Annotated in this window: 22 protein-coding genes and 1 riboswitch; of the genes, 13 read left to right on the top strand and 9 right to left on the bottom strand. The window is 32.6% G+C overall.

Features of this window, described 5'->3' with window-relative positions:
* Nucleotides 1-2: 2 nt before the first annotated feature.
* From LQ611_RS06815 to LQ611_RS06805, 3 genes are read right to left on the bottom strand one after another with little or no spacing between them, the layout of a single operon-like run.
* The gene (locus LQ611_RS06815) at nucleotides 3-953 is read right to left on the bottom strand and encodes an osmoprotectant ABC transporter substrate-binding protein (protein WP_119493994.1); all 951 of its coding nucleotides are present in this window, start codon (nucleotides 951-953) and stop codon (nucleotides 3-5) included.
* Between the two features lie 15 nt (nucleotides 954-968).
* Nucleotides 969-1,604: an ABC transporter permease gene (locus LQ611_RS06810; protein ID WP_025905237.1), complete on the bottom strand. Its 636-nt coding sequence runs from the start codon at nucleotides 1,602-1,604 to the stop codon at nucleotides 969-971.
* A gap of 13 nt (nucleotides 1,605-1,617) precedes the next feature.
* Nucleotides 1,618-2,772, bottom strand: coding sequence for a betaine/proline/choline family ABC transporter ATP-binding protein (locus LQ611_RS06805; protein WP_103361432.1), 1,155 nt, complete (start codon nucleotides 2,770-2,772; stop codon nucleotides 1,618-1,620).
* 252 nt (nucleotides 2,773-3,024) lie between these two features.
* Here LQ611_RS06805 and LQ611_RS06800 point away from each other — a divergent pair, with 252 nt between their 5' ends.
* From LQ611_RS06800 to ribH, 5 genes are all read left to right on the top strand, one after another.
* On the top strand, nucleotides 3,025-4,560 hold the full coding sequence (locus LQ611_RS06800; RefSeq protein ID WP_119493993.1) for an FAD/NAD(P)-binding protein: 1,536 nt from the start codon (nucleotides 3,025-3,027) through the stop codon (nucleotides 4,558-4,560).
* Between the two features lie 459 nt (nucleotides 4,561-5,019).
* Nucleotides 5,020-5,152: riboswitch (FMN riboswitch) on the top strand.
* Nucleotides 5,153-5,294: 142 nt separating this feature from the next.
* Nucleotides 5,295-6,341, top strand: a complete 1,047-nt coding sequence (ribD, locus tag LQ611_RS06795) for a bifunctional diaminohydroxyphosphoribosylaminopyrimidine deaminase/5-amino-6-(5-phosphoribosylamino)uracil reductase RibD (protein WP_103361434.1) — start codon at nucleotides 5,295-5,297, stop codon at nucleotides 6,339-6,341.
* 4 nt (nucleotides 6,342-6,345) lie between these two features.
* Entirely contained in the window at nucleotides 6,346-6,978 is a 633-nt protein-coding gene (locus LQ611_RS06790) for a riboflavin synthase (RefSeq protein WP_103361435.1), read from the top strand.
* Nucleotides 6,979-6,989: 11 nt separating this feature from the next.
* Nucleotides 6,990-8,162 (top strand): 3,4-dihydroxy-2-butanone-4-phosphate synthase, encoded by a 1,173-nt coding sequence (ribB, locus tag LQ611_RS06785; RefSeq protein WP_239709494.1) that lies wholly within the window; start codon nucleotides 6,990-6,992, stop codon nucleotides 8,160-8,162.
* Between the two features lie 20 nt (nucleotides 8,163-8,182).
* On the top strand, nucleotides 8,183-8,653 hold the full coding sequence (gene ribH / locus LQ611_RS06780) for a 6,7-dimethyl-8-ribityllumazine synthase (protein ID WP_239709493.1): 471 nt from the start codon (nucleotides 8,183-8,185) through the stop codon (nucleotides 8,651-8,653).
* Between the two features lie 40 nt (nucleotides 8,654-8,693).
* Here ribH and LQ611_RS06775 read toward each other — a convergent pair whose 3' ends face one another.
* Both LQ611_RS06775 and LQ611_RS06770 read right to left on the bottom strand, forming a co-directional pair.
* Nucleotides 8,694-9,698: a proline dehydrogenase family protein gene (locus tag LQ611_RS06775; RefSeq protein ID WP_103361708.1), complete on the bottom strand. Its 1,005-nt coding sequence runs from the start codon at nucleotides 9,696-9,698 to the stop codon at nucleotides 8,694-8,696.
* 245 nt (nucleotides 9,699-9,943) lie between these two features.
* Nucleotides 9,944-10,399 carry a DUF805 domain-containing protein gene (locus LQ611_RS06770; protein ID WP_103361707.1) on the bottom strand — a complete coding sequence of 152 codons (456 nt, stop codon included), beginning with the start codon at nucleotides 10,397-10,399 and terminating at the stop codon, nucleotides 9,944-9,946.
* 500 nt (nucleotides 10,400-10,899) lie between these two features.
* Between LQ611_RS06770 and LQ611_RS06765 the strand changes: the two genes are divergently transcribed.
* Nucleotides 10,900-11,235 carry a hypothetical protein gene (locus LQ611_RS06765; RefSeq protein ID WP_025905246.1) on the top strand — a complete coding sequence of 112 codons (336 nt, stop codon included), beginning with the start codon at nucleotides 10,900-10,902 and terminating at the stop codon, nucleotides 11,233-11,235.
* A 40-nt stretch (nucleotides 11,236-11,275) separates the two neighbouring features.
* Here LQ611_RS06765 and LQ611_RS06760 read toward each other — a convergent pair whose 3' ends face one another.
* The gene (locus tag LQ611_RS06760) at nucleotides 11,276-11,785 is read right to left on the bottom strand and encodes a gamma carbonic anhydrase (protein WP_239709491.1); all 510 of its coding nucleotides are present in this window, start codon (nucleotides 11,783-11,785) and stop codon (nucleotides 11,276-11,278) included.
* An 84-nt stretch (nucleotides 11,786-11,869) separates the two neighbouring features.
* Here LQ611_RS06760 and LQ611_RS06755 point away from each other — a divergent pair, with 84 nt between their 5' ends.
* Complete coding sequence (locus LQ611_RS06755; protein ID WP_025905248.1) at nucleotides 11,870-12,688, top strand: alpha/beta fold hydrolase; 819 nt, start codon at nucleotides 11,870-11,872, stop codon at nucleotides 12,686-12,688.
* An 81-nt stretch (nucleotides 12,689-12,769) separates the two neighbouring features.
* Complete coding sequence (locus LQ611_RS06750; RefSeq protein ID WP_107572758.1) at nucleotides 12,770-13,177, top strand: transcriptional regulator, SarA/Rot family; 408 nt, start codon at nucleotides 12,770-12,772, stop codon at nucleotides 13,175-13,177.
* A gap of 355 nt (nucleotides 13,178-13,532) precedes the next feature.
* On the opposite strand, the gene mnmM is transcribed toward LQ611_RS06750, so the two are convergent.
* The gene (mnmM, locus tag LQ611_RS06745) at nucleotides 13,533-14,090 is read right to left on the bottom strand and encodes a tRNA 5-(aminomethyl)-2-thiouridylate-methyltransferase MnmM (protein ID WP_103361704.1); all 558 of its coding nucleotides are present in this window, start codon (nucleotides 14,088-14,090) and stop codon (nucleotides 13,533-13,535) included.
* Nucleotides 14,087-15,046, bottom strand: coding sequence for a tRNA modification radical SAM protein MnmL/YtqA (mnmL, locus tag LQ611_RS06740; protein ID WP_025905260.1), 960 nt, complete (start codon nucleotides 15,044-15,046; stop codon nucleotides 14,087-14,089). The genes mnmM and mnmL overlap by 4 nt, the downstream gene beginning before the upstream one ends.
* 119 nt (nucleotides 15,047-15,165) lie before the next feature.
* Here mnmL and LQ611_RS06735 point away from each other — a divergent pair, with 119 nt between their 5' ends.
* The 3 genes from LQ611_RS06735 to LQ611_RS06725 all read left to right on the top strand — a co-directional run bounded on the left by LQ611_RS06735 (nucleotide 15,166) and on the right by LQ611_RS06725 (nucleotide 19,350).
* Nucleotides 15,166-16,341 carry an MDR family MFS transporter gene (locus tag LQ611_RS06735; RefSeq protein ID WP_239709489.1) on the top strand — a complete coding sequence of 392 codons (1,176 nt, stop codon included), beginning with the start codon at nucleotides 15,166-15,168 and terminating at the stop codon, nucleotides 16,339-16,341.
* Between the two features lie 291 nt (nucleotides 16,342-16,632).
* Nucleotides 16,633-19,017, top strand: a complete 2,385-nt coding sequence (gene leuS / locus LQ611_RS06730; RefSeq protein ID WP_239709488.1) for a leucine--tRNA ligase — start codon at nucleotides 16,633-16,635, stop codon at nucleotides 19,015-19,017.
* Nucleotides 19,018-19,038: 21 nt separating this feature from the next.
* The gene (locus LQ611_RS06725) at nucleotides 19,039-19,350 is read left to right on the top strand and encodes a rhodanese-like domain-containing protein (protein ID WP_103361701.1); all 312 of its coding nucleotides are present in this window, start codon (nucleotides 19,039-19,041) and stop codon (nucleotides 19,348-19,350) included.
* Between the two features lie 153 nt (nucleotides 19,351-19,503).
* On the opposite strand, the gene LQ611_RS06720 is transcribed toward LQ611_RS06725, so the two are convergent.
* Nucleotides 19,504-20,763 carry a BaiN/RdsA family NAD(P)/FAD-dependent oxidoreductase gene (locus LQ611_RS06720; RefSeq protein WP_239709487.1) on the bottom strand — a complete coding sequence of 420 codons (1,260 nt, stop codon included), beginning with the start codon at nucleotides 20,761-20,763 and terminating at the stop codon, nucleotides 19,504-19,506.
* Between the two features lie 122 nt (nucleotides 20,764-20,885).
* Here LQ611_RS06720 and LQ611_RS06715 point away from each other — a divergent pair, with 122 nt between their 5' ends.
* Together LQ611_RS06715 and LQ611_RS06710 are read left to right on the top strand one after the other, a co-directional pair.
* On the top strand, nucleotides 20,886-22,520 hold the full coding sequence (locus LQ611_RS06715) for a putative polysaccharide biosynthesis protein (RefSeq protein WP_107596727.1): 1,635 nt from the start codon (nucleotides 20,886-20,888) through the stop codon (nucleotides 22,518-22,520).
* A 3-nt stretch (nucleotides 22,521-22,523) separates the two neighbouring features.
* The gene (locus tag LQ611_RS06710; protein WP_204177516.1) at nucleotides 22,524-23,231 is read left to right on the top strand and encodes a pseudouridine synthase; all 708 of its coding nucleotides are present in this window, start codon (nucleotides 22,524-22,526) and stop codon (nucleotides 23,229-23,231) included.
* The last annotated feature ends 56 nt before the right edge of the window (nucleotides 23,232-23,287 follow it).

Raw genomic sequence — 23,287 nt, 5'->3', positions numbered from 1 at the left:
TATTACTCACCATCCTTTTCATCGTCAAAATAATTGTGCTTTTTAAGGAATTCTTCAGCTACTACAGCAGGTTCTTTAAGGTTGTTATCTGCTTCGTAGTTTAATTTTTGCATTTGTTCTGTTGAGATTTTTCCTCTTAATTTATTCATTGCACGATCAACATAAGGTTTTTCTTTAATTAAAGATTTTGTAACTAATGGACTTGCATCATATGGAGGGAAGAAGTTCAAGTCATCTTCAAGTACAACTAAATCATAGCTCGCAATTCTTCCATCTGTTGTATAACCTAATACAACGTCCATTTTCCCTGTGTTTAACGCATCATATACAAGGCCAATTTGCATTGGACGTGTACGTTTAAAATCGAAACCGTATTTTTCTTTAAATGCTGGGTATCCATCACCAGGACGTTTCATCCAAGATGAGTCAACGCCAGCCTCTAATCTGTTTGCTACTTTTTTCATATCTGAAACTTTTTTAAGATTGTATTTCTTCGCTGTTTCTTTCGTAACCATCATGGCATAAGTGTTTTCAAAACCATATGAACCATACCATTTTTGGTCATAATCTTTATCGAATGCATCTCTCACTACTTTTAAAGCTTTTTTAGGATCAGTGATAGGGTCTTTACCTAAAGCACCCGTTAAATCAGTTCCCGTATATCTAGCACTTGAAATGTTAACATCACCACTATTTTGTGCATTAAATGTAACAGTTGATGATCCTAAATTATTGATAAGCTGTATGTTGTTTTCTTTTACGTTATCTTTTTTAGCTTCATGTTCTATCATCAATTTATCAATATGTCCCATAATTTGTGATTCACTTGTATTTTGCATACCTATTTTTATTGAGTTTTCATCACCTGAAGCGCCAAGAAAAGGTAATGAACATCCAGATAAAATGACAGATAAAGCCATGATAGGCAATAACAGTTTAAAATATCTATTCATGTTTATATTTCCTCCTTATCTTGAAACTTTTAACCCTTTAGGTGTAACCCATAGTTCAACTTTAGAAAGTACAAAGTCCATAATAAGCGCGATTAATGTAACACTTATGGCACCGCCAATAATTAAATCAGGTTGGTATAAGTTCAAACCATTAAAGATAAAGTCACCTAAACCACCAGCACCAATGAAACTTGCTAATGTTGCCCAACTGATTGCATATACACTTGATAAGCGTACGCCACTCATAATAACTGATATAGCAAGTGGTAATTCAATCATGAACATCTCTTGGAATTTTGTCATACCCATACTTAGTCCGGCTGCTTTAACATTTTTATCAACATTATTGATGCCGATATATGTGTTGTTTAAAATCGGTAATAAGATATAAATAAATAATGCTAAAATGGCAGGCAATTTACCAACACCTAAGAAAGGAATCATAAGTGCTAATACTGCTAATGACGGAACGGTTTGTAGAACACTTGCAATAGATAATACGACTTTGGCTAACTTTTTAGTTCGTGTTAATAAAATGCCAAGTGGTATCGCTACGATCATTGCTAAAAGTAAAGCTAATAATGAAATATAGAAGTGTTCCAGTGTCTTCTGAAGTAGTTCGTTTCCGTTAACTTGTAAGAATTCAATCACTATTTTTCACTCCTTATTTTATATCACTTTTTTCACTTGCTTCTGTTTCCTCAGTTTGTCCCCATATAGAATCGTAAACAATATCTACTAAGCTTGCTCTTGTTATAACACCTTTTATGTAATATTGTTCATCAACCACAGGAATTAATCGCACATTTCGTTTTAATATTGTACGAACAGAGTCTTGAAGCATCGTACCTGTCTTAACTGTATAAATATCTCGATGCATAATATCGATAATGTCTGATTTTTTACGATATCCTTCGTTTAAATCTTCAATATCAATATATCCAACAAGTTTCCCTTTTACATTTGTAATAAATAGCGTATCTACGCGTCGCTCTCTCATAATTGAAACGGCTTCGTCAATAGTCTTCTCAGAAGTGATGGCAATTGGATCTTTCATTGCATCATCAACAACACGTATGTTAGGTCTATCTTGTATAAGTCTGTTTTGACCGATAAACTCGCGTACGAAATCATTAGCTGGATTTTTTAAGATATTATTAGGTGTATCAAATTGAATGATTTCACCTTGAGACATAATACAAATTCTATCTGCCAATTTAATCGCTTCATCCATATCGTGCGTTACAAATATAATGGTTTTACCAAGTTTTTGTTGTAGAGTTTTTACAAGGTCTTGCAATGTATCTCTCGTAATAGGGTCTAACGCACCAAATGGTTCATCCATTAAAATGATATCTTGATCTGCAGCAAGTGCTCTTACAACACCAATACGTTGTTGTTGTCCACCAGATAATTGAGATGGATATAAATCTAAATATGATTCTGGTAAGTCTACTAATTTAATGAGTTCTTTAGCTTTTTTCTCTTTTTCTTCTTTAGTCCATTTAAGTAATTTAGGTACTAATACGATATTTTCACGTATTGTCATATGTGGCATTAAACCAATTTGTTGAATGACATAACCTATATTTCTTCTTAAATTAACTGGATTCATCTTGCTTAAATCTTTCCCGTCAAGCGTAATTGTCCCGCTAGTTGGCTCAATCATGCGGTTAATCATTCTTAAAGCAGTTGTCTTCCCGCTACCACTCGTACCGATAAAAGCTATGAATTCACCAGATTCAATTTCCATATTGATGCTATTAACGGCTTTTTTACCGCCACGATAAACTTTAGTTAAGTCTTGGATTGATAACATAACACTTCTCCTTTTTTTGAAATTTATAATAATGACGTTTATTATTATAACACAATAGTTGCATAATTATGAAAATCGCCCAAATCGTGTAATTTATGTTTATTGTTATTTAAAAAAAGGAATAAATACAAAAAGTGTGAATGAGACTAATGTTATATATAAAGACATGTTATGTTTTCCACATGTATAATAGATTTATAATATTGAATGTTTTTTGCATATTATGCATTGAGAGATTTGGAGGGGTATAATTTGAAAGTAGCTATAATAGGAATGGGAACTGCTGGTGTCAGCACGTTAAATCAATTAGCAAAGCATAAAAAATTCAAAAAAATAACGGTCGATATATTTGATAGTGTCGAAGATATGGGTATGGGCAAGCCATTTCAAAATGATAGTGATCGTTTACTCATTAACTTACCAGCTAATCAAATGTCTTTAAGTCCAGATGATACGAAAGATTTTAAAAAATGGTATAAGAAAAATGATGATTTTGACTATGGTAAAGCTAAATATTTACCAAGATTAGTATTCGGTCATTATATGAAATCTATTTTAAATGACTTGTTAAATAAACACGATAATATATTCGTACATAAGCATAAAGTTGATAGTTGCTATGTCGAAGAAATTAAAGATGAAAGAGGTCAATATAAAATAGATGTCTGTTATATAGAAGATGATGAAGCGGTATGCCAAAAGTATGACTATGTCTTTTTAACTATTGGAACTTTACCTTATAAAGATCCGTACAATTTATCTGGATTAAAAGGCTATATTGAATCACCATATCCAACAATTAAAGCATTGCGTGATGTAAAAGAAAATGACGATATTGCGATAATTGGAACGGGACTTAGTTCAATAGATGTCATTAGATTTGTAATGGAAAATCATAAACAACTGCCAATAACTGTAGCATCAAGACATGCTCAATTTCCGACAGTTAGAGGTATTAAACATGAAATCAATTTGAAGTATATTACGAAAGATGCAATAGAAAAATTAAAAAAGACGCATAAAGGTATTGCACCATTAAAAGAAATAGAAAACCTCTTTGCGAAAGAATGTGAATATCAAAATATTAACTTGAAAAAAATGCTTTATCGATTTAAAAAAGATAATGTAGCGAATATGAAATATGATTTAAGACATGAAGATGAAGTAGGGCATTTTCAATCATTTGTAGAAGAAGTAAAACATCATATGATTCCTGTTTGGAATGCCATGACACTCGATGATAAGACGACATTTTTAGAAAAGTATGGACATCACTTTAAACGTAATGCGAATCCAATGCCTCAATCATCAGCAAAGCAGTTAATCGAATGGATTGAAAATGGAGACATTGTCGTTAAAGAAGGATTAGAAAATGTACGAAAATATTACGGTAAATTTAGAATTAAATACGAAGGTGAACAAGAAGAATTAAGTTATCATTATGTCATAAATGCAACTGGTCCTAAAAAACATTTATCAGAACTGACAGAAGAAGAGCATTTTATTAAAGGTTTAGAGAACAAACAAATTATAGCTGCTCATCCATTTGGAGGTATTCTAGTCATGCCATATTCAAATGAAGTCATTAGTCCTAAATTCGGTACAATGCCTAATTTAAAAGTGATTGGACAATTAACAAGTGGTGTTAATTTTGATGTAAATGGCGTTTCACTATTAGTCGATCAATCCGTAAGAGCAGTCAATGACTTATATGTTGAATTAGAAGAAAGAAAAAAGTTAAAAAGGCGAAATCTAAAAAGAAATAGAATAAGGGAAATTGAAATGTAAGCTTGAGGCAATGTTTGATGTCTCAAGCTTCTTTTTATGTACGGGTGATGGGGCGTTATAAGCAGTTTTGGTTGAAAGTGCAAATAGTGATGTCGTTATTAGCAGTTTTGGTACAAAGTGCAAATAGTGATGCCGTTATTAGCAGTTCTGGTACAAAGTGCAAATAAGAATACCAGTATTAACACTTCTGAGTAGTTTTGTAATTAAGGCCGTCCATAGTAACAATTTAGAGGAGTTTTGTAAATAAGGGGGTCTATAGTTACAATTCAGCCGATTTTAGTAACTAACGCCCCAGTTATGAACAAGTTTGGTCAGAAATGTTCACAAAGCCCGCCGTTACAAGTTTTTTAAACCATTAGACAAACACCAGCTAAATAAATTTATCTTCTTCATTTGTAATTCTTAGTGAAATGGTATAGAATGATGTCATCAGTGATTACTGATATATAATTTAATAATATATTCTTTCGGGGCAGGGTGAAATTCCCAACCGGCGGTATAATAGCCCGCGACCCATAAGTGATTTTTCATTTATGGCTGATTCAGTAACATTCTGAAGCCGACAGTATAGTCTGGATGGGAGAAAGAATAGACGACAGCGTATGCTATACGCTTATTTCGTTATACTTAAAATGTTAAAGTCTTTTTCATAAAAGGCTTATTTCGTGATACATTTTTACTCCCAACCACCGAAAAGTGATTTTCGGTGGTTTTTATTTTTAGGAGGTAATGAAATGAATCAATATTTAGATTTTGCAATTGATTTAGCTGAACGGGTACAAGGGCAGACGGGTACGAATCCTTCTGTTGGTGCTGTTATTGTTAAAAATCATAAAATTATAGGTTTTGGAGCGCATTTAAAAAAGGGTGAAGCACATGCTGAAATACAAGCTTTAAAAATGGCAGGTGAAGAAGCTCAAGGTGCAACAATATATGTTTCTTTAGAACCTTGTTCACATTATGGTTTAACACCACCTTGTGCGCAAGCAATTATCGACAATGGTATTCAATCAGTTGTATATGCAGTCAAAGATGGTTCTCTTAAAAATAGTGGTCATGAAATGTTGTACGAAGCTGGAATTGATGTAAAACATGAGCCTTCAAAAAGAGCTGAAGACTTATATGAGGCATTTTTTCATCAACAACAAACGAAATTACCTTTTATTACTTTGAAAATTTCTGCGAGTCTAGATGGTAAAGTTGCGACAGATTACAAAGAAAGTAAATGGATTACATCTAAAGAAGTTAAACAAGATGTATTAAAATTGCGCTCACAACATGATGCAATTATTACAGGTGGGATGACAGTTCGTGAAGATAATCCATTATTAACTTCTCGTAATCCTGAGTTAAGTAATCCAACTAGAATTGTATTAACAGAGCAATCAAGCTTTGAAGGTGAATATGAGATATTCAAAGATGAAGATAATCCTGTCGTTGTTGTAACGAGTTCGGAATCATTTCACACGTATGAGAATCAACATATCAAAGTTAAGAACAGTGAATTATCAAATTTAAAAACGATTATGAAAGATTTATATGAAGAAGGATATGCTCAAGTGATGGTTGAAGCAGGTCCTAAACTTGTAAGTCAGTTTATAGAACAAGACTTAGTAGATCAATTAATTATTTATCAAGCCCCGAAGATGATTGGTGGTCAAGGAAAATATCAATATTATCAAACGCATGATGTCGTTCCTTTATCCAATAGTAAATTATTTCAAATTATATCAACAGAAATCATTGGTGGAGATCTTAAAATAACATTAAGAAAGAAGTGACAAGATGTTCACAGGACTCATTGAAACAGTTGGTGTAATCAAGAATACAAGCACAAACCAAGGCGTTAAAACATTAACAATTGAAGCCACTGAAATAATGGATGATTTATCACTAGGTGATTCCGTTGCTGTTAATGGTGTTTGTTTGACCGTTACTGAGAAAACAAGTTCTACTTTTAAAGTGGAAGTGATTACTGGAACAATCTCAGTAACTTATTTAGAACATTTGAAAATGAATGACAAAGTCAATCTTGAAAGAGCAATGTTAGCGAATGGAAGATTTGGCGGTCATTTTGTAAGTGGACATGTAGATGGTCAAGGCATTATTAAACATATTTCAAAGAGACAAGATGAATGGATTATTGAAATATCTACAGAAGCGCATTTATTAAATCAAATGATTGATAAAGGATCTATCACAGTTGATGGTGTTAGTTTGACAATTTTCAAATTATATCCTCAAAAATTTGAAATTCATTTAATCCCTGAAACGAGAGATCGTACAATCTTTGTTAATAAAAAACAAGGCGACAGCGTACATATTGAAACGGATTTGTTATTTAAATATGTGCAGAAAGCAACAGGACAAAATCATTCAAATTTATCCGAAGAGAAATTACTTAATCTAGGATTTTAGGAGGCTATAACATGTTTGATAACGTAGAAGATGCCATACAAGAACTTAAAAGTGGTAAACCGATTATTGTAGTAGATGATGAAGATAGAGAAAATGAAGGTGACCTCGTCGCTATATCTGAGTATTTAACAGCTGAAACGATTAATTTTATGGCTTCACATGCGAGAGGTTTAATCTGTGCACCGATTAGCAGTGAAATTGCCCAAAAATTTGGTTTGAAATTGATGGCTGAAACGGGTGATAAATATAAGACTGCATTTACTGTAAGTATTGATCATGCATCGAGTACGACAGGGATTAGTGCTTTTGAAAGAGCAGATACGATTAAAGCATTAATAAATGAAACGTCACCAACAGCATTTGTTCAACCAGGTCACGTATTTCCATTAATAGCTAAAGACAATGGTGTTCTTGAAAGAATAGGTCATACAGAAGCTTGTGTTGATTTAGCGAAACTTTCTGGAGCGAAACCAGCTGGTGCTATTTGTGAAATTATGAATGATGATGGCACGATGGCTCGTAGAGATGATTTATATCAATTTAAACGTAAACATGGTTTGTTAATGATAACGATTGATGAACTTGTAAAGTATAGAAAACGACATGATAAAATTATTCATCTTGAATCTAAAGTTAAATTACCAACTTCATACGGTGAATTCGATATGTACGGCTTTACATCTCAATTAGATATTAAAGAATATATTGTCATTAGTTCAGGAGAAATCAAAAATGGTATGAATGTACGTATTCATTCTGAATGTGTGACAGGTGATATTTTCCATAGTGCAAGATGCGATTGTGGAGAACAGCTTGAATATTCAATGAAATACATTCAAGAACATGGTGGCATGATTTTATACTTACCTCAAGAAGGTAGAGGAATAGGTCTGATCAATAAACTTAAAGCGTATGAACTTATTGAACAAGGTTATGACACGATTACTGCTAATGAAGCTTTAGGCTTTGAAGCGGATTTAAGAGATTATACTGAAGCGAGTCAGATTTTGAAATACTTTAATATAGAAGAAATTCAACTCATCAGTAATAATCCAGATAAATTTAATCAATTACAATATTTAGGTATACATGTTTCTAATAGAGTTCCAGTTGTCATTGAACCGAACGAAACAAACGCATCATATATCAATACTAAAAAGCATGAAATGGGTCATTTAATATAAAATAGAATGGAGTTTTTAAAATGAAATTTGAAGGTAAAATGAATGGATCACAATTAAAAGTAGCAATCGTCGTGAGTAGATTTAATGATTTTATAACAGGTCGTTTATTAGATGGTGCTAAAGATACTTTAATCAGACATAATGTGGATGAAGAAAATGTTCATGTCGCATATGTACCTGGAGCGTATGAAATTCCTTTAGTAGCTAAAAAGTTAGCGAAGTCAGGTAAATACGATGCAGTTGTAACATTAGGCTGTGTCATTAGAGGGGCGACTACACATTATGATTATGTATGTAATGAAGTTGCGAAAGGTATTTCTAAAGTAAATGATGAAACGGAAGTACCTGTAATATTTGGAATCGTAACGACAGAAACAATTGAACAAGCGATTGAAAGAGCAGGAACAAAAGCAGGTAATAAAGGTGGAGATGCTGCCTTAGCTGCAATTGAAATGGCAAACTTACTTAAAAATATCGAATCACAAATATAAAAACAATGAAGCCAGGACAAGTGTCCTGGCTTCTTAAGTATTATTTTTTCTTACCTTTAGCAATGCCGCCAATACCCAATAGGGTCAAGCCAGCTAATACACTAGCTCCGATAGCGATTTTACCTTTATTCTTTTCACTAAAGATATCTAATAACATTAAATTAATATTTTGAGGTCTTTCTGCTAATCTTCTCATAAAGTAACCGAACCAATCTTCCCCAAATGGTACGTACATACAGAAGTTATAGCCTTCGTTAGCAATTTGATATGCATAATCTGTTCTAAAACCATATAACATTTGGAATTCAAATGAATCTCTTGAGATGTTATAATCTTTAACAAATTGTTTAACATGATTAATTACATTATGATCGTGTGTTGCAATTGAAGTAAATGCTTTAGCAGTTAATAATCTTTTTTCAATCAATGCTATATAATTTTTGTCAATTTCTTCTTTAGTTTGAAAAGCAATATGTGGTGCTTCTTTATATGCACCTTTTACTAATCGTAAACGTACATCATCGTATTTATCCATAATATTCATAGCATCAAATAAGTATGCTTGAATTACTGTTCCTACGTTTTTGAATTCCCCTTTAAGTTTATCTACTATTTCCGTAGTTCCTACTAAATCTTCATATTTTTCAGCATCGATGTTTACAAATGTATTTCCGTATTCATGAGCTTTTAACAAAATTTCTCTCGTATTTTGATAAGCAAACTCTCTATCTATATTAAGACCTAATTGTGTAAGTTTAATAGATACATGCGCATCAATATTAGCATTGTAGTTTCTTCGCATAATTTCAACAATATTTTGTTGAGCTTCTAAAGCTTCTTGACGTGATGTTACGAATTCCCCTAAATTATCTAACGTACATGAAATTCCCTTCATATTTAATCTTTCAACTGTATCGATTGTTGAATCAATATCAACGCCCGCTACGACCTTGTTTGCACCTAGTGCAGGACCCATTTTCTTAGCTGATTCATTCATGAATTTGTTGTTAGATAATGCAATAAAAAAATCTTTTACGACAGGCATAGCAAGTCCTCCTTAAATATATATGTTCATTTAATTTATTTTATCATGGAAATACAAATTTAGTTAAGCGTTTACATTTTTAATATAATGTAAAATTATACTAATTATGAATTCTGACACGAAAAAGAACGCCCCCGTAAGGCGTTCCATAATATTGACAATATTTTGACCGAAATTAGAAATTGTATACACGTATATTAATGTAGTTTAATTAGATTTGTATAATGCCATTGAACAATTAAATCTTAAGCGTATTTAGGACTTTCTCCATATTTGTTTGGTTCTTTATGTCCGTCACCACACGCCATAATTAGTATTGCTAGATTCAAAAAGAAACAGATAATCATTAAAACAGCATATATTACAATCACAATTGTACTTGTAACGTAACTATTGAATAAACTATACAAAATATTTAAAGTGAAAGTAAGTGCATAAGTTATAGTTGGAAATGTCATTGTCATATTTAAATCATGGAATCTTCTACTTGTTACTGAAATAGCAGCAACAAATGTTGCGATATTAAATATGCTAGAAACAATAACTGTAATCAGTTCAGGGATGGGTAGTACTGTAATTAATAGATTACCTAGCATAGTGATAATGATTGTAGCAAGTATTGGATACCAAAATTCTTTACGTCTAGATCGACCGTGAATATTAAAAGCATTTAACCAAAATAGTTTGTAGTAATGCACCATAATAAATCCCTCCAATAATACTTTTCTAAGATGTAATTAATACTATTATATACATAAATGGATAAAAAAGGAATTTATATTGTGATAAAGAAACTGATTGGGAAGTTCAGTTTCTTTGTTAATTCATTATTATTTAATTTTTTTAATATTGCTTATTATGGTTTAGGGGGTTGATGATGAATTGACTTGCTCATAGTTTGGTGAAATGGGTTCTGCTGCTATGCTAATTGCATGTGGTAGAAATGTGAATATAAACAAAGAAATAATTATTTTTTTAAAGAAATGCATTTTATCATGCTCCTTTAAAGGCGTCTTATGTTACATCTTTAAATTAACACGACAATATGAATTGATTGCTAATTCAATGTAAAGATTTAATGGCTATTAATGTTAATTTTATGTTAAGGAAAGCGATGAATCTTTAAAATATCTTAATAATTATAGCTCGTTTATCGTGATACAATTAATGTATTAGAAATGACTGTAAAGGAGAAATCGGGATGTTTAGGGATATGGCATTTTATATGTTTGGGAAACCTTTAGATAGTTTCGTACAATTGTTTATTTTTGAACCGATTGTGATTGGTATTATAGCAATTTTAGTGGCGATGATTACTAAAAAGTCATGGACAGTTTTTATAACAATCATTGCTTTAAATATTATTGATAATTTCTTACTCGTTAACTACCACTTTAGTGGGGCAGGTATAGGTACAATATTAGTTCAGAATGTTGTCTTCTTCTTTGAGAAGTTCTTCTCAATGTTTTATGAAATAATTATCGCTTATATCGTTGTAAAATTACCGTTTATGCATAGCAAATTTAAAATAGCGTAAAAAAAGGATTGGGACATCGTGTCTCAATCCTTTTAATTATTTATTGATCTGCTTTATAAATCTCAGCTTTTTCAATATATGATGCATTGATTCTTTTTAATTCATTATAGTCATCTTCTGTTAGTTCTCTAATTACTTTTGCAGGACGACCAAACGCTAACGTATGTGGCGGGATCTTCTTACCTGGTGGAACGAGTGACCCAGCACCGATAAATGCATATTCTCCAATTTCTGCACCATCAAGAATAGTTGAATCCATTCCGATTAACGCATGTTTACGAATAATACTAGAATGTAATGTCACTTTATGACCAATTGTTACAAAATCTTCTATTATAAGTGGTTGGTTAGGGCTTTGGTGTAAACAACATAAATCTTGGATATTAACACCTTCACCAATAATTGTAGGGGCAACATCTCCTCTAATAACTGAGTTAAACCATACTGAGCTTTTAGGACCTATCGTAATATCACCAGTTAAAGTTGCATTTTCAGCAATATAACAGCTTTGATCAATTTGTGGTTTTTGACCTTTAAAAGATTTAATCATTCAAGATTCTCCATTCTTTTGAAAAATTTTGTTATACTAAGTTTAACAAAAAAGTAGCTATTTAGGTAAAAGGAGTAATATATTATGTGGAAATGGGAAACTGAGAAAGAAGCTAAAGGAATTGTAGTAATTGTACATAATATGCTAGAACATACAGGTAGATACGCATACGTAATCACTAAGCTACGACGAGAAGGTTACCACGTTATTATGGGTGACTTAAAAGGGCAAGGACAAACTTCCCGAGTACATAGAGGACATGTTGATAAATTTGAAGAATACCATGAGCAAGTACTTGAATGGATATCTATTGCAGAAGAATATCACTTACCAGTATTTACATTAGGTGTTGGTCTCGGTGGACTTATTCTTCTTAATTTATTAGAAAAAGTAGATTTAAAAGTAGAAGGCGTACTATTGATTTCACCGTTAGTAGCTTTTCAACAAAATATTTCAACAAGACGTAATTTCTTAGCTTCAAGTTTCGGTACAGTTGCGAAAGATGCTAAATTTGATACAGGTATTAAAGTAGAAAGCTTAACAAGAAATAAAGAAGTAATAGATGATACGAATAAAGATGCTTTAATGCTAAATAAAGTGAGTTACCACTGGTATAAGACCATTTTAGAAACGATGAAAGCAACAATGGAAAATATTCACCACATATCTCCAATTCCTACATTACTTATGCTAGGTACAGAAGATAAAATAGTTGATACAGAATCAATCCGACAAATCGGTAAAACAATCAATACAAACGAATTATATTTTAAAGCTTGGCATGGACTTAACCATGAAGTACATAATGAACCAGAACGCGAGAATGTTATGAAATATATCATTTCATTTATGAATAATCGCATTCACTATGTAGGATTATTAATAGATGATGAAACAGAATAATTTGTAAAATATCATACAAATAAGCTTAGACGTTACTATATCGGGTATATAACACATATAGAGAACGTTGGAGGCGAGTTTATGACAGAGAAAGTAAATAACGTAAGTGACTTAATTCTATTAGATGATATTCAAAAAAATATAAATATTATTTTTTATAAAATCGAAGAAAAGTTTGATATAGAAAAAGAAGAGTTTCTTACATTAGTCATGTTATGGAATAATGGATCAATGAGTTTGAAAGAGTTGGATGGTTATATAGATATTAAGCCATACAAACGAACAAGATTATACAATAACCTTGTGAAAAAAGGGTGGATTAAGAAAGTACGCCCAGAGAATGATGAAAGAACAGTAATCGTTGAAGTGAATAAAGACTTTGAAGATAAGAAAGATGCAATAATCGATTTCGCTTGTGAAGAAATCAAGAATAGAAAAGAACATTTTGAAAAACAATTTGAGTCAATCGTTAATACATGTAATATATAAAAACGCAAACCTGATGAGCAGGTTTGCGTTTTGTCATTTTTGAAGAATTTTGGGGAGGTATATAGGTTTTGGCTGCAGGAATTAAGAAAGAATAAGGTTAAAAAATGAGTGAGCAGTTTAAGGGTGGAAAAAGATGTGAGTTAAATGTGGGATAAACACACGAGTCTTGGCTTAAGTATCGAGTAAAGCCAAGAGATCGTGTAAGTCTTAGCTTAAGTACCGAATAAAGCCAAGAGATAGGCCAAGTCGTGGCTCAACCACCAATATATCCATAAAATTCAAAGTGCACATATAACGAAAAACGCAAACCTAACCCAAGGTTTGCGTTTACTCATTTTATTCATAATACTCATTTTTATCTTTTTTCTATTGCTAATATATATGGTGGATTGTTTTTTTGGTTTATAAATTGATAGTGGAGTACGTGTGCTGATTGTTGATCTATTGAACTTACGTAATTGATGACTTCGTTAGATTCTATCTGTCCTTCTGGGTGTCCTGGATATACGACTAATACGATGATGCCATTTTTACTTGTCATTTCGAATAGACTTTCAATTGCTTTAATTGTTGTCGGTGCATTCGTTGTAATATGTTTATCGCCTTTTGGTAAATAACCTAAATTAAATATTGATGCGTCTATTTGCTTATGACGTTCGTTTATTATAGGTGCTGCATTTTCATGACCTGTTTGATAATAATGGATATTACTAAATGCTTCTGTTTTGATTTTAGTATTTTTAATGGCTTCTTCTTGTATATCGAACGCATATACTTCTCCATTCGGAACTTGATTAGCAAGGAAAAGTGTATCGTTGCCGTTGCCGCATGTCGCATCAACTACGATACTTTTATCCGTTATATGTGTTGCTATTAAATCTCTTGCGAATGGTAAAATTCCTTGAACAATCATTTTTGAACTTGTTCTGCTTTCTTGAATTTAGAGCCTTGCATTGTGCCACGTTCTTTAAGTTCATTGTCTATAGCGTTAAGGACTTCCCACTTATTTACACTCCACATAGGTCCAACCATTAAATCGATAGGGCCATCACCTGTAATACGATGAATGATCATTTCTTCTGGTAAAATTTCTAATTGGTCACATACGAGTTGCGTATAATTATCTTGAGTCATGAATTCAAGCATACCTTTTTCGTATTGTTTAACCATTGGAGTACCTTTAAGTAGGTGTAATAAATGAATTTTAATGCCTTGAACATCCATTTGTGCGACTTCTTTCGCTGTTTCCATCATCATATCGTAATCTTCACCAGGTAAACCGTTAATGATATGCGTACAAATATTGATATTGTGCTTTCTTAATTTAGCGATACCTTCGTAATAGCATTTCATATCATGAGCACGGTTAATTAAATCAGATGTTTCTTGGTGTACAGTTTGTAAACCAAGTTCTACCCATAAATATGTTCTTTCATTTAATTCTGCTAAGTATTCTACAACATCATCTGGTAGGCAATCTGGTCTTGTCGCAATTGATAGTCCGACTACATTTTCTTCTGATAAAGCAGCTTCGTATTTTTCTCTTAATACTTCAACTGGCGCATGCGTATTTGTAAAAGCTTGAAAATAAGCGATATATTTTCCTTCAGACCATTTTTCATGCATTTTGTCTTTAATTTCTTTAAATTGTACATGGATTGGTTCTGCACGATTACCTGCAAAGTCACCGCTCCCGGCTGCTGAACAAAATGTACAACCCCCATGAGCTACTGTGCCGTCACGGTTTGGACAATCAAATCCACCATCTAATGCTATTTTAAAAATCTTCTCACCAAATTTATTTCTTAAATGATAATTCCATGTATGATATCTCTTGTTATCAAATGCATAACGGAATTGTTCTGTCATTATATTTCACATCCTGTTCTACAAACTTATCTAAAGCATTTTAACATATAATATTGAACTTTTGCAGAAAAAGGTTTAGACTATTAAAATTGACAAAATTTGAGAGGAGGTCGAAATCCTTGAGAATGCCGAAAATTGTTAAAATGCTCATCATAGGAATGGCGATTAATATTACAGGATCGAGTTTCTTATGGCCACTTAATACAATATATATGAATGAAGAATTAGGTAAGAGTTTAAGTACAGCTGGTATCGTTTTAATGATTAATGCATTCGGGAGTGTAATCGGGAATTTATTAGGCGGAAGTTTATTCGACAAAATTGGTGGGTTTCGTTCTATTATTTTTGCCTCTATTTTAAATATTTTAAGTTTAATCGGGTTAAACTTTTTAAATGATTGGCCATGGTATCCATTTTGGCTTGTGATACTTGGTTTCGGTGGAGGCGTGATTGTGCCAGCTATTTATGCTATGGCTGCTGCAAGTTGGCCAAACGGTGGACGTACAACATTTAATGCAATTTATCTTGCACAAAACATAGGTGTTTCTATTGGGGCTGCAGCAGGTGGATTTGTAGCGGACTTTAGCTTTAATTATATTTTTATGGCGAACTTACTACTATATGTCGTATTTATCATAATAGCGTTAAAATATTACAACATAGATTTAGATATTCATTTGAAAAATGATGAAGGCATCACGAGTGCTATGCAAGTTAAAGATAAAAGTAAATTCACTGCACTTATACTTCTATGTGTTATGTTTAGTTTATGTTGGATCGGTTATGTTCAGTGGCAAACAACAATTGCAACTTATACACAGTCAGTTGGAATTTCCTTGAAACAATATAGTTTCCTTTGGACAATAAATGGTGTATTGATATTAGCAGGACAACCTTTAATTGCGCCATTTATCAATAGATTTAAAGAGAAATTGAAATTACAAATGTTTATAGGGCTGACGATTTTTATATTAAGCTATGTAATTACAAGTTTTGCTGAGCAATTTACAATGTTTGTAGTAGGGATGGTTATTTTAACATTTGGAGAAATGTTTGTATGGCCAGCAGTACCTGCAATTGCAAATAAATTAGCACCTAAAGGCAGAATGGGTGCATATCAAGGTATTGTAAACGCATCTTCAACAGTAGGGAAAGCATTCGGGCCAGTTGTAGGTGGCGTAATAGTTGATATGTTTGATATGAAAATGATGTTTTACAGTATGATATTACTTATTTTAATAGGTTATTACTTCTTATACATTTATGATAGAGGTATTTCAAAGCAAGATACATGATATTAATAAATAAGACTTGCAAAATATATTGAAATTGCATAATATTAGGATGTATATAAGTAAAGTAGCTTTAATGCGAATCTTAAGAGAGTCAGTGGTGCTGTGAACTGATGATATCCATTAAGTGAACTTATGAACGATTTATTATTTATTAAAAGCAATCTTAAACCATATAAATGAAGAGCACTTAATTGTGAATTCTGGGTGGTACCGCGGCATATTTATTCAAGTCGTCCCAACTGTTATGATGGTTGGGATGGCTTTTTTTTATTTTATAGGAGGAACGAACAAATGAATTATAATCATCAACAAATTGAAAAGAAATGGCAAGATTTTTGGGCAGCTAACAAAACATTTAAAGCTAACGATAATCTTGGACAAAAGAAATTCTACGCTTTAGATATGTTTCCGTATCCATCTGGCGCTGGTTTACACGTAGGACATCCTGAAGGTTATACAGCTACAGATATCGTCTCAAGATATAAAAGAATGCAAGGTTACAATGTACTTCACCCAATGGGTTGGGATGCATTTGGTTTACCAGCTGAGCAATATGCTATCGATACAGGGAATGACCCTAAAGAATTCACAGCTAAAAATATTGCGACTTTTAAAAGACAAATTCAAGAGCTAGGTTTCTCATATGACTGGGATAGAGAAGTGAATACAACTGACCCAGATTACTATAAATGGACGCAATGGATTTTCATTCAATTATATAATAAAGGATTGGCATACGTTGATGAAGTAGCAGTAAACTGGTGCCCAGCATTAGGTACAGTATTATCTAATGAAGAAATTGTTGATGGTGTTTCAGAACGTGGAGGACATCCAGTTGTTCGTAAACCAATGAGACAGTGGGTATTAAAAATTACTGAATATGCGGATCGCTTATTAGAAGATTTAGATGAATTAGATTGGCCTGAATCTATTAAAGATATGCAAAGAAACTGGATTGGTAGATCTGAAGGTGCCGAATTAAAATTCAATATTGATAATACAGATTTATCATTTGAAGTATTTACTACTCGTCCAGATACAATTTATGGCGCAACTTTTGCTGTACTTTCTCCAGAACATCCTTTAGTAGATTTAATTACGACAGAAGATGAAAAAGAAGCAGTTGAAGCATATAAATTAGCAGCATCACGTAAATCTGACTTAGAAAGAACAGATTTAGCAAAAGATAAAAGTGGTGTATTCACTGGTGCATTTACGACTAACCCATTCACTGGTAAAAAAATGCCGATTTGGGTTGCCGATTATGTGTTAATTAGTTATGGAACAGGTGCAGTTATGGCAGTTCCAGCACACGATGAAAGAGATGCTGAATTTGCTGAGAAATTCAATTTAGATATCATCACAGTATATGATGAAGATGGAAAAATGATTGATTCAGATGTATTAAATGGCTTAACGAAAGAAGAAGCGGTACCTAAAGCGATTGAATTACTTGAAGAAAAAGGTATCGGTCATAAAAAAGTAAGCTATAAATTAAGAGATTGGTTATTTAGTAGACAACGTTATTGGGGTGAACCAATTCCAGTTATTCATTGGGAAGATGGTACAATGACAACAGTTCCTGAAGAAGAACTTCCATTAATCCTTCCTGAAACAGATCAAGTTAAACCATCAGGTACAGGAGAATCACCTTTAGCTAATATCGATGAATTCATTAATGTTGTAGATCCTAAGACAGGTATGAAAGGTCGTCGTGAAACGAATACGATGCCACAATGGGCAGGAAGCTGTTGGTATTACTTAAGATATATCGATCCACATAACAATGAACAATTAGCTGATCCAGAAAAACTTAAACACTGGTTACCAGTAGATTTATATATTGGTGGTGTAGAACATGCCGTGCTTCATCTATTATATTCAAGATTCTGGCATAAAGTGTTATACGATATCGGTGTAGTACCAACTAAAGAGCCTTTCCAAAAATTATTTAACCAAGGTATGATTCTTGGTGAAGGTAATGAAAAAATGAGTAAATCAAAAGGTAATGTCGTTAACCCTGATGATATTGTACGTTCTCATGGTGCAGACACATTACGTCTATATGAAATGTTCATGGGTCCTTTAGATGCAGCAATTGCATGGAGTGAAAATGGACTAGACGGTTCACGTCGTTTCTTAGATAGAGTATGGCGTTTATTTGTTACTGAAGAAGGGAACATTACGGATAAGGTCGTTGACAACGAAACACTAGACCTAGACAAAGTGTATAACCAAACAGTTAAGAAAGTAACTGAAGACTTCGATACACTAAACTTCAATACTGCAATCAGTCAAATGATGGTATTCATTAATGATTGTTATAAACAAGATCAAATCAATAAAGCATATGCTGAAGGTTTTGTTAAAATGTTATCACCAATTGCGCCACACATTTCTGAAGAATTATGGCAAAAACTTGGTCATAACGATACTTTATCTTATGAAGAATGGCCAACATTTGATGAGTCATTACTAGTAGATAACGAAATAGAAATTGTTATCCAAGTTAACGGTAAACTAAAAGACAAAATTAAAATTTCTAAAGATTTATCGAAAGATGAAATGGAAGCAATAGCAATGGATAATGAAAAAATCAAAGAAGCGATTGAAGGTAAAACAGTCCGTAAAGTGATTGCAGTTCCACAAAAGTTAGTTAATATCGTAGCAAATTAATCAATTAGGAGTGTTCTAGTGATGAAAGAAATTACAGTAACAGAATTAGCAGAAAAAATTACATCTAATGATCCAATTAATATAGTTGATGTGAGAGAAGACCATGAAGTAGCATTAGGTGTAATCCCTGGCGCTAAACATATTCCAATGGGAGAAATTCCAAATGAATTAGATCATTTCTCTAAAGACCAAACATATTATATTGTATGTGCAGGTGGCGTTAGAAGTGCTCGAGTAGTTGATTATTTAAATGACCACGACATTGATGCAGTAAACGTAGAAGGCGGCATGAATGAGTGGGGCGACGATGGTTTAGAAAACAAAAGAGTTTAATGAAGAAATAGATAAGGCTGAGACATTTTAAAATGTCTCAGCCTTAAAATATGTGTGAGTATAATATTGTTTAGAGTTAGTAACAATTCTAAGTAGTTTTGTAAATGAGGGTGCCATAAATCACACCTCACACTATATGCATACTATAGAATTTTAATCATTAAATTGTGCGGCGTTATGGCCTGCTACATACCCTGTGACAAGTGCGCTTGTTATATTATAGCCACCTGTATAACCATGGATATCTAGTACTTCACCTGAAAAGTAAAGCCCGGCACATATTTTGGATGCCATAATATTAGGTTCGATTTCTTTAATATTAACACCGCCACCTGTTACGAAAGCTTTATCGAGTGGAAGGGTCCCATTTACTGTGAATGTAAATGATTTAAGGTTTTCTACAAATGTTCGAATGGCCTGTTGGGACAAATGATGGTATGTCACATCTAAATCAATACTTGACTGTTGTAAGATAAAATGTAAATATCTTTCTTGGACAAGTCCTTTTAGTGCATTTTTAATTGCTTTATTTGGTTCGTCTTTTAATTTTTTTACAATTTGTTGTTCTAAGTCATGTGCTTTAATTTCTGGAAAGGCATCTATAGACATTTGTATGTCGGTTTTCTTTTGAGATTTTTGTTCTTTGTAAACAAATTGACTACATCTTAATGCTGCTGGTCCTGAAACGCCAAAATGTGTAAACAACATATCCATTTGATGTGTAATTCTAGGTTTACCATTTTTCTTGAGTACAGATAGTCCAACATTTTGTAAACTTAATCCTTGTAGTGTTTTGTTTTTAATGAATGGTTCACTAGATTTAATTGGTACTTCTGTTGGGAATAGTTCTGTTATGGAATGACCTAAATGCTCAGCAAATTTATATCCGTCTCCTGTCGATCCAGTATGTGGTACACTGCAACCGCCTGATGCGATGATGACAGTCTTTGAAGGGATAAATGTACCATCTTGTAGTGTGACGCCTGTTATTTGTTGATTTTCACTTTCAATAGATGATACTGTAGTTTCTTGGCGTATTTCTACACCATTTTGTTTAATGGAATCAACTAGTGCATCAACAACATCTTGAGCGCGATTTGAAACAGGAAACATTCGTCCGTGATCTTCTTCTTTTAATTGTACAGATCTAGATTCAAAAAATTGTATAATAGATTCATTGTCGAATGTTGAAAATGGACTATATAAGAATTTTCCATTACCAGGAATGTTTTTTATAATTTCTTCATAAGGTAAGCGGTTGGTAACGTTACATCTACCGCCACCAGAAATGCGGAGCTTTCGTCCTAAGCCTTTTTTCTTTTCGAGTAGCAAGACGTTTTTACCATTTGAACTTGCACTATATGCGGCCATTAAACCACTAGGTCCAGCGCCGATAATTATTGTATGATACATAAGTTACCTCCATAAGTCGATGTAATAATATTTTAACGAATAATGTGTCTTTAAAAAAGTAGTAGAATAGAAATAAACCTGTTATTATTAAATTTAAAAGTAAATTAGATAGGGATGAAATTATGTCAGAAAGTAAAGCGCTAGTAAGGGGAACCTTCCTACTTACTGCAAGTATTTTAATAACAAAAGTAATTGGTATTCTTTATTTAATACCTTTTTACGCTATTATAGGCGATGAAAAAAATCTTGCTCCATTTACATATGCTTATCAACCATACACAATCATGATAACAATAGCAACTGCGGGCGTTCCTTTAGCAGCTGCGAAATATGTATCTAAATATAACGCATTAGGTGCTTATAAAGTAAGTAGAAAATTATACCGGTCAAGCTTTTTAGTTATGACGGTATCAGGATTTATCGGATTTTTATTACTTTATTTCTTATCACCAACTATTGCTCAATTAACTTTAGCAAATAAAGGTGGTATAGAAGGTGGATGGGGTATAGAAGATATTACAACTGTTATTAGAACAATAAGTTTTGTAGTATTATTTATTCCATTACTCGCAACATGGAGAGGGATCTTCCAAGGATTTAATTCAATGGGACCTACAGCTGTATCTGAAGTAACTGAACAAGTAGCACGTATCGCATTTATACTTGGTGGAAGTTATATCGTATTAAATGTCATGGATGGTTCTGTGTTAATGGCCAACCAAGTTGCAACATTTGCAGCAGGTATCGGTGCAATTATCGCATTACTGACTTTACTTTATTTTTGGATGAAGAGAAGACATTTAATAAAAGCAGAAGTTGAACAAGATACAAGCGATATTGATGTGTCGTATATCAAAATATATAAAGAAATTATTAAATACAGTATTCCATTTGTAATTGTAAGTTTATGTTTCCCAATTATAAATTTAATCGACCAGTTTACACATAATACGGGGTTAGCGATGGCGGGGGTAGGCAGTGAATTACAAGATATTTATTTCACAATGCTGAGTATGACAACTAATAAAATTGTTATGATTCCAACATCTCTTGCAGCAGGATTCGCAGTGAGTTTAGTACCATTTATTACGAATACTTACAATTCAGGTAGAATTGATGCAATGCATCATCAAATTAGAAAATCATTAGGCGTATTATTATATTTAACAGTTCCAGCATCACTTGGCATTATGGTATTAGCACAGCCTTTATATAACGTGTTCTATAGTTATAATCCAATGGGTACAGAAATATTATTCTGGTATGCGCCAGTTAGTATTTTAATCGCATTATTATCTGTAACAGCTTCAATGTTGCAAGGTATTGATAAACAAGCCTTAACAGTTTGGATCGTTATCACTTCATTAGTCATTAAAGCAGTTATAAACTTACCACTTATTATGGTATTCCATACGTTAGGTGCAGTTATTGGTACGGCAATCGCATTACTAGTTGCTGTTATCTTAAATTGTGTAGTTCTATATAAATATGCAGACTTTAAATTTAATATCACAATTTACCATACATTAAGAATTACTTTCTATACTATTATCATGGTACTATTCGTTGAGTTAAGTTACTTTATTGTGTCATTAATCATTGATCCAACATCTAAATTAGGTGCGCTTATCACACTTATTGTAGGCGGATGTGTTGGTGTAATCGTATATGGATATTTAACAATGCGTTCACGTTTAGCAGATGAATTTTTAGGTGATTTAACTGCAAAAATTAGACGCAAAATTAAGTGGGTGTAAATAATGAGATTAGATAAATTTTTATCAAATTCAGGTATCGGAACAAGAAAAGAAGTTAAAAAGTTTCTAAAGAAAAATCTCGTTACCGTTAATGATGAAATCGTTAAGAAACCTGAAATGCATATTAATCCAGAAGAAGATGTTATAACATTTGATGATATTCCGATAGAATATGAACCAGTTGTCTATTTAATGATGAATAAGCCAGCAGGATTCGTTTCAGCAACTGAAGATGATGAACATGAAACTGTCATTGATATTGTTCCAGAATATATGCATTTAGATTTATTCCCGGTAGGGCGTTTAGACAAAGATACAGAAGGTTTATTACTTTTAACAAACGATGGTAAATTCTCGCATCAACTTATGAGTCCGAAACAAAAAGTCGCTAAAAAGTATTATGTTGAAGTATCTGGACACATTTCAGATGATGCAATAGATATTTTTAAAGCAGGCATTGATTTAGGAGACTTTACGTCTTCTCCAAGTGAATTAGAAATTGTAGAAAATGGAGAAGAGTCGATAGCTTACGTTACGATTTACGAAGGTAAATTCCACCAAGTTAAGCGAATGTTTCATGCGATTGGCTGTGAAGTGACTTATTTAAAACGTGTTCAAATTGCTGATTTAGAACTTGATGAACGTTTAGAACTTGGTGAGTATAGACATTTGTTAGAAGAAGATTTTAAATTTTTAAATTTATCTGTTTAAAATGTTTAGAAAGATTTCCTCGGGGTAATATAATAACTATTAACTAAATAGAGGTG

Origin of the sequence: Mammaliicoccus sp. L-M44, from assembly GCF_022386355.1 — a bacterium.
Taxonomy (GTDB): domain Bacteria; phylum Bacillota; class Bacilli; order Staphylococcales; family Staphylococcaceae; genus Mammaliicoccus; species Mammaliicoccus sciuri_A.
Note: the sequence above shows the minus strand (reverse complement) of the source record. Positions and strands in the feature narration are given on the sequence as shown.

Coding starts and splice junctions, on each gene's coding strand:
- LQ611_RS06815 (WP_119493994.1), bottom strand. CDS start 953: ATGAATAGATATTTTAAACTGTTATTGCCTATCATGGCTTTATCTGTC.
- LQ611_RS06805 (WP_103361432.1), bottom strand. CDS start 2,772: ATGTTATCAATCCAAGACTTAACTAAAGTTTATCGTGGCGGTAAAAAA.
- ribD (WP_103361434.1), top strand. CDS start 5,295: ATGAATCAATATTTAGATTTTGCAATTGATTTAGCTGAACGGGTACAA.
- LQ611_RS06790 (WP_103361435.1), top strand. CDS start 6,346: ATGTTCACAGGACTCATTGAAACAGTTGGTGTAATCAAGAATACAAGC.
- ribB (WP_239709494.1), top strand. CDS start 6,990: ATGTTTGATAACGTAGAAGATGCCATACAAGAACTTAAAAGTGGTAAA.
- ribH (WP_239709493.1), top strand. CDS start 8,183: ATGAAATTTGAAGGTAAAATGAATGGATCACAATTAAAAGTAGCAATC.
- LQ611_RS06775 (WP_103361708.1), bottom strand. CDS start 9,698: ATGCCTGTCGTAAAAGATTTTTTTATTGCATTATCTAACAACAAATTC.
- LQ611_RS06770 (WP_103361707.1), bottom strand. CDS start 10,399: ATGGTGCATTACTACAAACTATTTTGGTTAAATGCTTTTAATATTCAC.
- LQ611_RS06765 (WP_025905246.1), top strand. CDS start 10,900: ATGTTTAGGGATATGGCATTTTATATGTTTGGGAAACCTTTAGATAGT.
- LQ611_RS06760 (WP_239709491.1), bottom strand. CDS start 11,785: ATGATTAAATCTTTTAAAGGTCAAAAACCACAAATTGATCAAAGCTGT.
- LQ611_RS06755 (WP_025905248.1), top strand. CDS start 11,870: ATGTGGAAATGGGAAACTGAGAAAGAAGCTAAAGGAATTGTAGTAATT.
- LQ611_RS06750 (WP_107572758.1), top strand. CDS start 12,770: ATGACAGAGAAAGTAAATAACGTAAGTGACTTAATTCTATTAGATGAT.
- mnmM (WP_103361704.1), bottom strand. CDS start 14,090: ATGATTGTTCAAGGAATTTTACCATTCGCAAGAGATTTAATAGCAACA.
- mnmL (WP_025905260.1), bottom strand. CDS start 15,046: ATGACAGAACAATTCCGTTATGCATTTGATAACAAGAGATATCATACA.
- leuS (WP_239709488.1), top strand. CDS start 16,633: ATGAATTATAATCATCAACAAATTGAAAAGAAATGGCAAGATTTTTGG.
- LQ611_RS06725 (WP_103361701.1), top strand. CDS start 19,039: ATGAAAGAAATTACAGTAACAGAATTAGCAGAAAAAATTACATCTAAT.
- LQ611_RS06720 (WP_239709487.1), bottom strand. CDS start 20,763: ATGTATCATACAATAATTATCGGCGCTGGACCTAGTGGTTTAATGGCC.
- LQ611_RS06715 (WP_107596727.1), top strand. CDS start 20,886: ATGTCAGAAAGTAAAGCGCTAGTAAGGGGAACCTTCCTACTTACTGCA.
- LQ611_RS06710 (WP_204177516.1), top strand. CDS start 22,524: ATGAGATTAGATAAATTTTTATCAAATTCAGGTATCGGAACAAGAAAA.